10 protein-coding genes are annotated in these 13611 nt (G+C 41.3%); 2 read left to right on the top strand and 8 right to left on the bottom strand.

All coding sequences use genetic code 11. The features are described 5' to 3' along the window. The first annotated feature begins 32 nt into the window (after window positions 1–32). Together ACMUMJ_RS11330 and ACMUMJ_RS11325 are read left to right on the top strand one after the other, a co-directional pair. The gene (locus ACMUMJ_RS11330) at window positions 33–2537 is read left to right on the top strand and encodes a hypothetical protein (protein ID WP_414678952.1); all 2505 of its coding nucleotides are present in this window, start codon (window positions 33–35) and stop codon (window positions 2535–2537) included. Window positions 2538–2835: 298 nt separating this feature from the next. Continuing rightward, the gene (locus tag ACMUMJ_RS11325; protein ID WP_414678951.1) at window positions 2836–3675 is read left to right on the top strand and encodes an alpha/beta fold hydrolase; all 840 of its coding nucleotides are present in this window, start codon (window positions 2836–2838) and stop codon (window positions 3673–3675) included. Between the two features lie 291 nt (window positions 3676–3966). Here ACMUMJ_RS11325 and ACMUMJ_RS11320 read toward each other — a convergent pair whose 3' ends face one another. The 8 genes from ACMUMJ_RS11320 to ACMUMJ_RS11285 form a co-directional block, all read right to left on the bottom strand. Next, window positions 3967–5022, bottom strand: coding sequence for a PfkB family carbohydrate kinase (locus tag ACMUMJ_RS11320; protein WP_414678950.1), 1056 nt, complete (start codon window positions 5020–5022; stop codon window positions 3967–3969). A 118-nt stretch (window positions 5023–5140) separates the two neighbouring features. Continuing rightward, complete coding sequence (locus ACMUMJ_RS11315; RefSeq protein WP_414678949.1) at window positions 5141–6418, bottom strand: TRAP transporter large permease; 1278 nt, start codon at window positions 6416–6418, stop codon at window positions 5141–5143. 12 nt (window positions 6419–6430) lie between these two features. Further along, window positions 6431–6976, bottom strand: a complete 546-nt coding sequence (locus ACMUMJ_RS11310) for a TRAP transporter small permease (RefSeq protein ID WP_414678948.1) — start codon at window positions 6974–6976, stop codon at window positions 6431–6433. A gap of 24 nt (window positions 6977–7000) precedes the next feature. Then, window positions 7001–8020 carry a sialic acid TRAP transporter substrate-binding protein SiaP gene (locus ACMUMJ_RS11305; RefSeq protein WP_414678947.1) on the bottom strand — a complete coding sequence of 340 codons (1020 nt, stop codon included), beginning with the start codon at window positions 8018–8020 and terminating at the stop codon, window positions 7001–7003. Window positions 8021–8242: 222 nt separating this feature from the next. Beyond that, the gene (locus tag ACMUMJ_RS11300) at window positions 8243–9886 is read right to left on the bottom strand and encodes a GMC family oxidoreductase (protein ID WP_414678946.1); all 1644 of its coding nucleotides are present in this window, start codon (window positions 9884–9886) and stop codon (window positions 8243–8245) included. Window positions 9887–9983: 97 nt separating this feature from the next. Next, window positions 9984–10988 carry an ABC transporter permease gene (locus ACMUMJ_RS11295; RefSeq protein ID WP_414678945.1) on the bottom strand — a complete coding sequence of 335 codons (1005 nt, stop codon included), beginning with the start codon at window positions 10986–10988 and terminating at the stop codon, window positions 9984–9986. Further along, window positions 10988–11995 carry an ABC transporter permease gene (locus ACMUMJ_RS11290; protein WP_414678944.1) on the bottom strand — a complete coding sequence of 336 codons (1008 nt, stop codon included), beginning with the start codon at window positions 11993–11995 and terminating at the stop codon, window positions 10988–10990. The genes ACMUMJ_RS11295 and ACMUMJ_RS11290 overlap by 1 nt, the downstream gene beginning before the upstream one ends. Before the next feature lie 12 nt (window positions 11996–12007). Continuing rightward, window positions 12008–13606 carry a sugar ABC transporter ATP-binding protein gene (locus tag ACMUMJ_RS11285; protein ID WP_414678943.1) on the bottom strand — a complete coding sequence of 533 codons (1599 nt, stop codon included), beginning with the start codon at window positions 13604–13606 and terminating at the stop codon, window positions 12008–12010. Window positions 13607–13611 lie beyond the last annotated feature (5 nt).

Raw genomic sequence — 13611 nt, 5'->3', positions numbered from 1 at the left:
GTTTTCCTCCTCATACTTAAGTTATTATTTCATTGAAGCGTATTATCCCTTTAATCATATGTAGTTTATTATCTTTTAGTACTGCAATATATGGTAATTCGGAAGATTTTATAGACTACCTATTTGTAGACTTAAAAATTGATGATCGACAGATATCAGGTGAAATTGAGTTAATTACTAGAGATTATATCAATTTTTACTTACCCATTGAGCAGTTTAATCATTACTTGTCATGTAATCTTATCTTAAACACAGAGGACGGTCGGCTTTCTGGAAACTTTTGGAAAGAAGAGATTGATATATTATTAGAAGATGGCTTTTTTTTTGAGGAAAGTGGTGATAAATACATATCAATTAACACACTGAAACTTTTTTCTATTGATTTCAATTTAAACCATCCAAAACAATGGCTAAATATAACCACAAATGATAGACATCCCAAAACAAAAGAAATAATTACTCAGCAACGAAAAAAGTTAATACAAGTCATTAATGAACGTAATTCATCTTTATTAGTTAAAGAAAACGAATATCAACTATTTACTCCTCCTAATATTGACGTTAATTTATCTCTTCAAAATCAAGATAATTTTGGCTATCAAATGTATTCCCAACTAACACAAGACGCCTTATATCACCAAGCTAATATTAAGGTGAGTAAGAATGATGGGGACAACTATCGAGGTGAAGCAATTCTATCGCGTAAATTACGCTCTAACGGTATTCCTATGACCTACAATTTTGGGGATATGTCTTTATCGCAGTCAGTTTTCTCTGAAGTGGGCAGTAAAGGTCTTGGATTTTATTTTGGACAAGATAATCGAAGCAGTCAGAAACTTCAGGAAAACGTGAGCGGTTATGCCCTCCCTGGTACAGAAGCAGCTCTATTTTTAGATGACTTTTTAGTAAATTTTACAAGAGTAGGAAGCGATGGATATTATGAGTTTAATGACCTCAACCTTAAAAATGATAAATCAACCTATAGAATCGTATTTACTCATCCTGATGGAACAAAAGAAGTCAGAGAGATATCACAACCAAATTGGCAAGGATTAAGAGCAGATCAGTGGACTCCGGAGTTCATATTTATTGACTTTAGTAAAGGCTTTCTTAACTCAAGTACAGTAAAGTCTGAAAAAAAATTTGCTATGGCTAACGCCACTTACGTCTACAACGAACATACTTTGTTACGTGGTGGTACTGAGTGGAGCTATAACGGCCAAGAACATAACCTTCTACCATTTACAGATTTAGAGTGGAGAAATACAAAAGACTCATCTTTTACAGCGAAACTAGGTTACAGCGATCAGCTATTATATGAAGCTAAGTATAATACTAAAATAAATAACCACTCACTTCATATTAAAAAAGATCAAAGAGGAGTTGAGACACAGCTAATTAATAGCAACCTAATTGGCTACGAGTACACGGGAGATAAATTCAAGTTTGGAACAACTTACTTTGAATCATCAAATTCAGGACTTAACGTAAATGAACGTGGCGTTGAAACTAAACTCGGGTATTCAAGCAACAATCATAGCCACTATTTTAATTGGCGACATCAAATAACGGGTGCCGGCGCAGACAAAGCTTCACTTATTTCTTCTTATAGTAGTACCTTAGGAAGTTTAAATGTATCAATCAGTAGAACATTCTTAGAAAAACATTCAGATCAAGTTACTCTATCGTATAACAGCTTTTGGCGAGGATATCACCTATCATCTTCGATACGTCATACGACAGAAAACAAAGATACAACGACGAATTATCGCCTTTCTAAATCATTAGATAATTTAACTATTGGTGCATCTATTTCTCATAAATCTAACGGTGATCTATTTGCCAATCTCAATTTATCTTTATCTTTAAATAGCAGTGCTCCACTTAAAACACTGCGAAATTCATCCTACACACGAGGGAGTGTCATAAAACATTGGGCATTTTTAGATGAAAACTATAATGGAACTTGGGAAGAAGAACCTATATTAGAAGGCGTAAAGTTAACAGCACAACAACAAAATCCAAAAGAGATAAAAATCAAAAATAAATCACATCTCATTGGAATAAATTCATATGAACCAACCATATTTTACGTTGATGCAGAATCATTAGACAATCCATTTTTATTACCTATGTATCCACGAGTTAAACTAGAGTCACACCCAGGAGGAGTATTAGACGTTGCTTTACCCTTTCATAAAATGTTTGAAGTAGAAGGAGAAGTGTTCTTATTTAACCAGTTAGGAGAAAAGAAGAATCATACAGGGTACATCCCTCTAGAGATAATTAGTTTAAATACAAATAAGGAAGATTTTAAAAAAGTTCACACAGAACAAGATGGCTTTTTTATAATTGACAAGTTACAAAGCGGAATATATCGTCTTAAAGTATCTGAACAGTATCTAAAAAATAATGATCTTGATTGCTCAGGATGTGACCAAATTATAGATACCCTTCTCGCAGAAGATCACATATTTTTTTCAGAACCTATTACGCTAACTCCAGGCAAGCCCAAGCAAGCTCAAGCAAAAAGTTAATCTTCCAAACATCCCAAGTTAAAGGTAACAATGCTCTCTACGATGTCTGGAAGATAAAAGGTGGCAACCAAATGACTGCGATGGCATTCGAAATATAACAGAACTATCCAAAAGAGCTTTACTCTTCAAAAAAATGCCTCAAAAAGAAAATAACAGCCATTATTCCCTATAAACAGGGAACGTAACCCGCTCAGCGCTGTCTACAAAACACAGATAAATGTCAGTTATCTCTAAAGGGCGAAAGCTCTTAATGCGGTAAGATACGAATCATCTAATTAAGTGGAAGGAATAGGAGATTATGGCGTTGTTAGTAGCGAGTTCTCGTCGTAATGAGATACAGAAAAACAAAACCATTGTGGCCCGCATTACAGACGATGCAACAATAACCACTCATCATACTATTCGGTTACCGAATCATTCGCTTCATTATGTGTCTTCTCCCTATTTAGCCGCACAAAATAAACCGAAAAGCAGTGTCGTCTTTGTCCATGGAACACCGGGAGGTTGGGGGAGTTTTTCACGTTACTTTGAAGACAAATACCTAGTAAACGACTTCTCTATCAATGTTATCGACCGACCGGGTTGGGGTGAATCGGGTTATGACAATGACTTCTTTCCACATACCTTGATAGAGCAATCGAGGCTCATCGGGCCTATTTTACAGGACATTTGGCAAAAAAATGGCCAACAAAAAATCACTCTCGTGGGCCATTCATTGGGGGGGTCTTTAGTGCCCAAAATAGCGGTGGATTATCCGCATTATGTGAAAGGTGTGATTGTATTAGCGGGTGACCTTGACCCTGAATTATCAGAAGCACGCTGGTTTAATAAACTCATGACGTGGCTTCCAGACGTTTGTTTTCCCAAAAGGTGGGTACACTCAAATAATGAAGTAATGGCCATCCAACCAAGCCTAACGACACTGCAATCGCAATTTGCCGACATCACTCTTCCTATTACCGTATTACAAGGGTTAGGTGATGGTCTTGTGCGACCCGGTAGCGCCATCAAAGCACCAGAGATTTTTAAATCGTCTCAAGTGGAAGTTATCATGCTCGAAGGCGCTAGCCACATCATCAATTTAACTCACGTGGAAGAAGTAAAAGACGCTATTTATAGAATGGAAGAAAGAGCGTAGATTCTTGAAATAAATACTAACCCATTGGAATATGTAGATTAATTTTATGGTCAGCTTATACTGACCTCCCTGCTATGACCTGTGCAAACCATCCAAAGATAGCAAACTGCCATCACCTCAACCCAAGCCAACCTAGCAGGGATGGGCCAGTCATCGAAACGTGGGAAAAGCCCTACAAGCAGACACTCATTGTCTTTTCTGTACTAACGACAGCAATGGTTCAATCAGAGAAAAACAACAACCTACTTTGTGCATCAAAAGTAGGTTGTTGTAGAGCGCCCTTACATCCATTTAACGATTTGCAGCCGCACCACCACCCGAGGCGTAGGCATACACTTCTTCTTTACTCGACATGGAGTTGTCACCCGCTGTGCTCATCACCAATGCGCCATGAGCCGCTGCCAAATCAATGCTGGTTTGCATGGATTCACCATTCAGCAACCCACTAATCAGACCCGCTGCGAAGGCATCACCACCACCAACACGATCGAAAATAGGCAGATCGGTGTAATCTCTGGATTGATAGATTTCGTTATTGTGCAAACACAAACCACCCCAATCATTATGAGACGCGTCTTTTACAATGCGCATGGTCGTGACAAAAAGTTGAACATTCGAAAAACGCGCTTTCATCGAATACAGTGCCTCAGAAAACGCGTCTTTATCCAAGCTATCGATAGGTCTAGAAAGCGATTCAATACCAAATAACACATCCGCATATTGAATTAAACGAGTATTACATTCGTTGGCCGCCTCTCTCCCGCCTCTGTTTTTCCACAAAGAAGCACGGTAATTCAAATCATAAGACACGGTTGCACCTTGTTTCTTGGCCGCTATCATTGCCGCCGCCGCCACATCTGGTGAGGTTTCAGACAAGGCCGCCATTACACCGCCAACATGAAACCAACGAGGTTTGGCTTTTTCAAACAAAGCCCCCCAGTCTATGTCTGTCACCTTCATTTGAGAGATGGGCGTATGACCGCGGTCCATTACCGCTTTGGCCCCACGCTCTCCAAAACCACGCTCCATAAAGTACAAACCATTTCTAACCGATTGGCCGATACCATCGTGTTCTTTCCATTCGATCCAGTCCGTTCTCACACCCGCCCGTTGAATAAGGCTTGCTATTAAATGACCTATTTCATTATCAACCAGAGCCGTAATCATACCCACTTTATGGCCAAAGCAATTGCTTAACCCTTGGACTACATTGTATTCGCCACCGCCTTCCCACACGCGAAACTGCTCGGTTTTACGAATACGATCCACGCCGGGGTCAAGACGAAGCATGACTTCACCCAAGGCCATACAATCAAGATGGCCTAACTCTTTTGCAATAATATCCACAGTACATAACCTTCTATAGCAAGCTTATTCTTGTTTTTCAGAAACCAATATAGCGCGTTTTGATTAACCCATAAACGGCAACTCCTAACTTAAAAACAATAAAAACCACCTTTGTAGCTTATCGATAAATTAAATTGGGTAACCACATGGTAATAGCAGGTACAAATGTCAGTAAGAGTAATACCAATACAAGTGGAATAAGAAAGGGTGCTGTCGCCACAACGCAGCGTTCAAAGGGGGTACTGGATACTTTTGCGAGCACATAAAGAACCATCCCCACTGGAGGCGTCAGCAAACCAAGCATGAGATTCAAAATCATAATAATGCCAAAGTGAACGGGATCAATACCGATTTGCACAGCAACAGGCAGTAACACGGGAACTAGAATGGTGATCGCAGCAATGGTCTCCATAAAGCAACCCAATATAAGCACCAGCAAGGTCATGATCAGTAAAATCAAAATCGAATTATCAGTAAAGCCTAACAAGCTGCTAGCAAATAAATCGGCAATCTGATTGGCCGTCAAAATCCAAGCAAAGATAGTCGAGCTTGCCACAATTAACAAAATGGATGCCGTTGTTTCAATGGTTTCTTGTGACACCCTGACAATACTGGCAATACTTAGGGTTCGATAAACAAAGTTGCCTAAGATTAATGCATAAGCCACCGCAGCCACTGCGGCTTCCGTCGGCGTAAATACCCCAGTAGAAATCCCCACCACAATAATCACCGGAGTTAATAAAGGCAAAAATGCTTTCTGAAATGATGCCCATAAATTCGAAAATCTAAAACACTCATCTTTAGGATAGTTGCGAATCTTGGCATACCAAGACACCATAATCATCAAAGAGAACGCCATGATTAATCCTGGAATCAAACCCGCTGCAAACAACTGTCCTATGGACGTATCTGCCACAACGCCATAAATAACCAAGGGCAGAGAAGGTGGAATAATCGGCCCTATGGTGGATGATGCTGCGGTAATACCAACAGAAAAGTCAGAATCATAGCCTGCGTCTTTCATGGCTTTTATTTCAACATTACCCAGACCACCCGCATCGGCAACCGCCGCGCCTGACATTCCTGCAAACACCACACTGGCACCCACGTTTACATGACCTAATCCGCCTGGCATCCAACCTACCAGCGCACGCGCAAAGGCAAAAATACGGTTGGTAATGCCGCCCGTATTCATTAAATGCCCAGCAAGGATAAAGAAAGGAATCGCAATCAATGGGAAGCTGTTAATGCCATTGACCATATTGTGTAGCACCACCACGCTTGGTACACCGTCCGCGATGATAAAAATCAAAGACGCGATGCCTAATGAGACCGCAACAGGCACACCTATCACAAGCAACACAAAAAGTATTAAGAACAACAACAAAATAGACATGTCACACCTTAGTTATACTGAAGTAGCTTGCTCTTCAATTGTAGAAACAATCTGATCACTGCTTAATTTCATTTTTATAACGGCTTTGGCGACTGAATACAAAGACATAGCAACAAAACAGAAAGCAATAATCCAATAAAGATAGCTTTTAGGTAACTCAACCGAAACTAATGTTTGATGGGTTTGTAAAGCAATACTGGATGACATCCACGCACAAGCGCTGTAAAACGCCACACACACAATCTCAGAAACAATAGATAATACCTTGGCAAGGGAAGCGGGAATAAAACGGTATAAGAATTCTAAAAATATATGACTGCCTTTTCGTACCGCAGTAATGGAGCCAACAAAACCGACTAAAACCAGTAAAAATCGTGCGATCTCTTCTGTCCATGCCAAGGAGTCATTTAAGATATATCGAGTAAAAAACTGGAGAAAAACAATACACATCAATGCCCAAAATAAAATCATTACAGGCAAATCAATCATTTTAAAATCCAATGGCTCCTCAACTTGGTTCTCATCGACCAAATTGAGGGGCTCAGAGACCTTGCTCATATTGCACCCTCCCTCTAATGGATTTTACAGTGCACTGATACCAGACAACTGCTCTTTAGTGAAACCAGAATTAATCGAATCTAGGTAGCTATTCACTTTCTCTTGGAAAGGTTTCTTATCTACTTCAACGACTTTAATACCTTGATCTCTAAACCACTGAGCCAGATTTTCTTCCGCTTCGTTAATCTCATTCGACGCACGAGCCGCCGCTTGCACAGATACCTCTTCCAATACAGCATAGTCATCTGCACTTAGGCGATTTTTCGTCATTGAAGAAACCACTGTTACCAAAGAATTGGTCATGTGGCCGGTTAAGTTGATGTACTTCTGAACTTCGTAAAATTTCTTAAACTTAATAGTCGGCAATGGGTTTTCTTGAGCATCCACCAAACCTTGCTGTAACGCTAAATACACTTCAGAGAAGGCTAATGGTGACGCATTAGCGTTCACAGCTTTTGGGAACATTAAAAACATGGGAGCATTAGGAACACGGATTTTCATGCCTTCCATGTCACTCGGTTGATTGATTGGCTTGTTAGACGTAACATGGCGAGCACCATAATAAGTAAAACCAGTCACATCATGACCTGTTACTTTTTCATAGCCTTGTTTGATACCATCGAACAATTCACTGTCACGGTATTTTTTCCAATGGTCGAAGTTACGAATAATAAACGGCAGTCCTGAAAGGGCTAAAGGTTTGTAAGAGCTACCAGCAAAGATTGCACCAGTATAAATCATGTCTACGGTGCCAAAGTTCAAAGATTCATTCAACTCAACTTCTTTACCTAAAGAAGACGCTGGAAATACTTTTATGGCAACTCGTCCATCGGTTTTTGCTTTCATCTCATCCGCAGCCCAAAGTGCTGCTTGATGATAGGGAGAACCCACTTCATAAACATGAGCCCATTTGATTGTGGTTGCAGCTTGCACCGTACCGGAAAACAACCCAACGGTTAACGCCGTTGCCCCCATAATAGATAGTGCAGAACGACGATTAAATTGCTCTTTAAACATACCTTTAGAAACTGCTTTTTTAAACATATCAGTGCCTCATTGTTCCGTTAGTTTTAACGAATAAGACTAACGATTTTTTATTGTTATTATTCCTCTTTCCAATCTTTAATTGAAAAGAGAGAGTTTAAATACGACCGCCTTTAAAACGATTTAAAAATACTAGAGCACCTAGGAACTTTGGTCAACCAATTTATTTTATTGGTATAGTGTTTTTAATGTTTGAATTTTTCAACTCGTAAAAAAGATAACCTAGGCATCATTTCTGTGCATAATAAAGTCCGCACAACGTTGCCCTAGCATCATGGCAACCGCATTGGTGTTGCCTGCATTAATATTTGGTACGGCAGACATATCGCATACTCTCAGTCCTTGTACTCCCCTGACCTGTAACCGATCATTTAGAACAGCCATAGGATCTGTTTTTTTTCCCATTCGACAGGTTCCTGCGGGGTGATAATTCGTCTTCACTGTTTTTTTGCAATGCTCTTCTAATGCATCGTCTGTCAAATCATTTGTGACAGGGTCTAATTGCGGAAGCAGGATCGATTGAATAGAATGCGCTAATGGTGGCGTTTGAAAAGTGTTAATAAAAAACCGTTGTCCAGCCATCATCGCCTGTAAATCGGATTCTTCCTTTAGTAAATTAGGGCAAATAAGCGCTTTATCGTCTGGGTTTGCCGAAGACAAACGAACGTACCCTCTGGACACCGGCTTTACAACAACCGTGGTAATAGTCATACCATAATCATTTTTCACGAGGTTCAGTACATCTCTATCTAGGTACACCATTGGAACACAAAAAGCTTGAATAGAAGCTTCACTCTGTGGATTAGATGGGTTTACAAAAGCCCCTGCTTCAACGCCTGCCGACGTCACAGGCCCAGTGCCAAAAAGTGCGAATTGCAATCCATTAAGCCACATCCTCCAGCCTTCTCCTTGCTTATAGTAACCAAAGCCTTTTTTGGCCGTCGCAATAATAGGGACCTCTGGATGATCGATTAAATTCTCTCCCACACCGGGTAAATCCACATGACACTTAATACCATGCTTCGCTAATTGGTTCGCGCCTCCCACTCCTGACAACATCAATAATTTTGGGGTAATTAATGCCCCCGCCGCTAATATAATTTCACCACCACCGCCTTCCGATAAACGTGCTTCTTGGATGGCACCACTGTCATTTTTATACACTACACCAACGGCTACGCCCTTTTCAATTAGAACTTTTTCCACTCGGCTCTGTAACTGGATATCGAGGTTATTCGGCGACTTACTAGGCTCTAAATAGGCATACGCAGTGCTACTTCGGCGTCCATTCCGATTGGTAAACTGATAAAAGCCTACGCCTTTTTGTCGAGCGCCATTAAAATCATCGTTAAAACCAATGCCTTGCGCCTGCACACTTTGAACAAAATCCCGAGAAGATGCGTCGATATGTTGTGGATCAGAGACCAGTACCGGGCCTTCGTTTCCATGATACTCATTCAATAAACGGTTGTTCGACTCCATCGCTTTGAAATAGGGCAATACATCTTGCCACCCCCATGGTGAGTCTTCGCCCAATAAGGTTTTCCATTCGTCATAATCACTTGCTCTACCACGCATATACACCTGAGCATTAACAGACGATCCGCCACCTAACACATTGCCTTGAGGAATATCATGCACTCGACCACCCAAATGCGCTTGGGGTGTCGTTTGGTGATAATGCATGTATTTACTGCCATTAATCATTTTAAAAATGCCCGCAGGCATGTCCAAAAGCGGATGTTTATGGCTGTAGCCACCTTCTAATAACAGCACCTTGTTTATCGTTTTTTTTGCGAGTGTGGCGGCAACCACCGCTCCTGCCGATCCACCACCAACAACGATGTAGGTATAAAAAGAATTCATATAGACCTCCAACCACCCCATTCAAAACAGCCGCTATTTACAAAAAATGCTGAAGCACAAAAGGCCAGATCTCAGTCTGGCCTTTTGTGTTTTTATATTAAGATTGATGCTTTTTACTGGTAATGATTTTAGCTTGAATGATAACAACCACTAATAAGAAGCCTCCTCGAATAACGGATTGCCAGTAAGCACTGAAGCTAATTGTGCCTAAGCCATTTTCAAAATTTAAAATGTTAAAAATTAACCCTAACAGAATGGCACCCAGTAAGGTTGACGTGATCGAGCCTAAGCCCCCAGTCAGTAATGTGCCACCAACCACCACAGCGGCAATGGCTGAAAGCTCCCAGCCAAGGCCTTCTAAAGGCTGCCCAGCTCCAAAGCCCGAAGCCAACATCACACCAGACAACCCCGCAAGCGCACCACTGAGTACATACACACCAAATAGCGTTTTGTTAACCTCAAGTCCCATTAATTTAGACGCTTCTTCATTACCACCAATTGACAAAACATGCCGGCCAAAAGCAAATTTTTCAAGCAATACCCAACAGATAGCAAACGTAATCAACATAACAACAATCGGCCATGGGATAAAATCAAACATTTTCCCTAAACCAAATTGAGTAAAGTTACTGTCCCAAGACACTTGTACCGATTGATTGTCCGCCAAAACCAATGCCATGCCTCTGGCACCCAGCATCATGGCGAGCGTCGCAATAAAAGGGACTATCTTGAGCTTGGTTATTACAAAAGCATTAATTGCCCCGGTAATCACACCAACAAGAATACCCACTGGCAACGCAACTTCTATCCCATAGGGACTGGCATGAGCCACAACAACACTCGATAAAGCCACAACGGAGCCAACAGATAAATCGATTCCACCCGTCATAATGACAAAACACATGCCAAGTCCAATCAAAATAAACATCGAGTTATAAGACAAGAATGTCATGATGTTGTATTCACTTAAAAACGCGTCATAACGTAAACTGGCAAACAATGTAATGAGCATTAGTGCAACTAACACCGCTTCAGTTTGCCTTGACCCATGTTTATTGCGCTTCATCCTGGGTAAGTTGGACATCATAGAAAGTACGCTCATTATTTTGCTCCCCTTACCTGTTGCATATAAACAGCGACAATAATAATGACGGCCTTTGCAACCATAGCCACAGCATCATGAACACCATTCGCTAACAACGTGTAACCGACAAGTTGGATAATCGCCGCGCCTAACACAGCACCCAAAATAGGCGCTTTACCACCCGTTAATAACACACCGCCGACTATTGCCGCCGATATGGCATCCAATTCCATCAATTGTCCGGTTTGATTCGCGTCGGAAGCGGAGTTAATGGCAGTCGTGATTAAGCCTGCGATTCCTGCTAATAAACCGCACACCATGTACGCCATTAGCTTCACCTTGGTTGCGGGTACACCGGCTAATTCAGCGGCTTTTTCATTGCCACCTACAGCCAACAAAAAGCGCCCGTAAATAGAACGACGCATAAACCAAGCGATAGATAAAGCCAACACAATGGTAATTAACGCCTGCACAGGAACACCAAAGACACGTCCTGTACCAATAAATTCAAAACTGGGATTATCAAACGTTTGCAATTCACCGTTTGTGAGCACTTGCGCGATACCACGACCTGAAATAAATAAAATCAAAGTCGCTATAATGGGCTGTATATTGTATTTACTGATTAAAAAACCATTAAATAACCCAGCAACTCCCGCAGCACTGATCGCCACAACAATGGCAACAAACAACCCCAGCACAGGGTAAGACATACCAAAATCTGATAAGAAAATCATAGGCGCAATCGTGCCCGCCAACGCCATTAGTGCACCGACAGACAGATCAATGCCACCCGATGCAATCACAAGCGTCATACCAATTGCTACAATCGCAACCGTCGCTACTTGCGTTAAGTTCACGTATAACGTTTGTATTTGTAGAAAATTAGGGGTGATCAATATATTGATCAACAACAATAAAAAGAAGGCCCACAGTGCACCATTGCTTTTAAACTGTGACAGAATTTTATCACCGACGGAAGGTTCCTTTAGATTAGGACGATCTTCAATAACAGAACTGTTCATAATCTTCTCCATTTATTCAACACGAAGGCTGGATTCTTGAGCGATGGCTTTCATAATGGCGTTTTCTGTGAGGTGATCATTACTCAACTCTTGAATACTATGGCCATCTTGTAGCACGATGACTCTGTCCGCCCCTTCTACAAGCTCTTCAAACTCCGACGAAATCATCAACACCGTTAAACCTTCATCCGCCAAGCGTCGAATCAATGATTGTATTTCCCCTTTAGCACCCACATCGATACCCCGAGTAGGCTCATCTAAAATAAGAATATTAGGATTTGTTACGAGCCAGCGAGCCAACAATACTTTCTGCTGATTACCACCAGAGAGTTGAGAAATAGGTTGTTCCATTGAAGCGGTTTTAATACCGAGGCGTTTGATAAAATCATCCACTAATTGACGCTCTTTTGCTTCATCGATAAAGCCGTATTTGGCTATTTTAGGCAGTAAAACTAACGTCAGATTTTCTCGCACAGACAGCTGAGGAATGATGCCATCTTCTTTCCGATCTTCAGAACAAAAACCAAAACCGTGCTCAATAGCTGACATAGGGCTACTAAAATCCACTGGTTTATCCGATAAAGAAACATTGCCGCGCTTAAGGTCGTGATCAAGTCCAAAAATAGCCCGCGCTACTTCCGATCGACCAGAACCAAGCAAGCCTGCTAAGCCTAGAATTTCGGATTTATGCAAATTAAAAGACACATTTCTTAATGTGCCAGCGCCTTTCAAACTCTCAACAGACAGCAACACTTCTTCCCTAACATTGCCTGTAGAGGCAAAATTGGTGGTCCCGCCTTTTGCTATTTCTTCCGAATCTCGTCCTAACATGGCTGCCACCATATCAAGTTTGGTCATCTCTTCTATCGCATGCTGACCAATGGTTTGCCCATCTCGCATGACGGTAATTTCATCGCATATTTGAAATAACTCATCCAAATGATGGCTCACATAAAGAATGGCCACACCCGTTGCCTGTAGCTCTTTAATCACTCGAAAGAGCACTTCTTTTTCCCTTTCATCTAAAGAAGAAGTTGGCTCATCCATAATGACAACTTTTGCATCCAAGGCAACCGCGCGAGCAATCGCAACCAATTGTTGAATGGCAATGTTAAAACTACTAAGAGGACGCTCTACATCCAAATCCAAACCAAAGCGTGCCAGTGTTGCTCTTGCATGGGCATGGGCTTTATTCCAATCCACCATTCCAAAGCGCTTAGGCTCGTGACCAAGACAAATATTTTCTGTCACAGATCGATAACCAATTAAATTCACTTCTTGGAAAATGGTACTGATTCCCGCCATTTGAGCCTTATGTGGTGACGCATACGCGACACTTTCCCCCATGAAAAAGATGTCACCACTGTCGAGTTTGTGCGCCCCATTAAGGACTTTGATTAAGGTTGATTTACCTGCACCATTTTGCCCAATAATGGCATGCACTTCCCCTGCTCTAATTTTAAGATCTGCATTTATTAATGCAGGTACGCCAGCAAAGCTTTTATGAATGCCTTTCATCAGTAAAACAACATCATCATCGTTTGATAAACGGCTGCTTTGCTGAATAGGGCTTGCTGCTTTTGGCTCCTCTATCGGATGTGTGTTATTCATTTAAG

Source organism: Marinomonas phycocola (assembly GCF_047525455.1).
Lineage (GTDB): Bacteria > Pseudomonadota > Gammaproteobacteria > Pseudomonadales > Marinomonadaceae > Marinomonas.
This window is presented reverse-complemented; position numbering and strand designations above follow the sequence as displayed.

Excerpts from the sequence above, each read along its gene's own strand:
- ACMUMJ_RS11290 (WP_414678944.1), bottom strand. The coding sequence starts at position 11,995 with ATGAACAGTTCTGTTATTGAAGATCGTCCTAATCTAAAGGAACCTTCC.
- ACMUMJ_RS11310 (WP_414678948.1), bottom strand. The coding sequence starts at position 6,976 with ATGAGCAAGGTCTCTGAGCCCCTCAATTTGGTCGATGAGAACCAAGTT.
- ACMUMJ_RS11305 (WP_414678947.1), bottom strand. The coding sequence starts at position 8,020 with ATGTTTAAAAAAGCAGTTTCTAAAGGTATGTTTAAAGAGCAATTTAAT.
- ACMUMJ_RS11300 (WP_414678946.1), bottom strand. The coding sequence starts at position 9,886 with ATGAATTCTTTTTATACCTACATCGTTGTTGGTGGTGGATCGGCAGGA.
- ACMUMJ_RS11325 (WP_414678951.1), top strand. The coding sequence starts at position 2,836 with ATGGCGTTGTTAGTAGCGAGTTCTCGTCGTAATGAGATACAGAAAAAC.
- ACMUMJ_RS11285 (WP_414678943.1), bottom strand. The coding sequence starts at position 13,606 with ATGAATAACACACATCCGATAGAGGAGCCAAAAGCAGCAAGCCCTATT.
- ACMUMJ_RS11315 (WP_414678949.1), bottom strand. The coding sequence starts at position 6,418 with ATGTCTATTTTGTTGTTGTTCTTAATACTTTTTGTGTTGCTTGTGATA.
- ACMUMJ_RS11295 (WP_414678945.1), bottom strand. The coding sequence starts at position 10,988 with ATGAGCGTACTTTCTATGATGTCCAACTTACCCAGGATGAAGCGCAAT.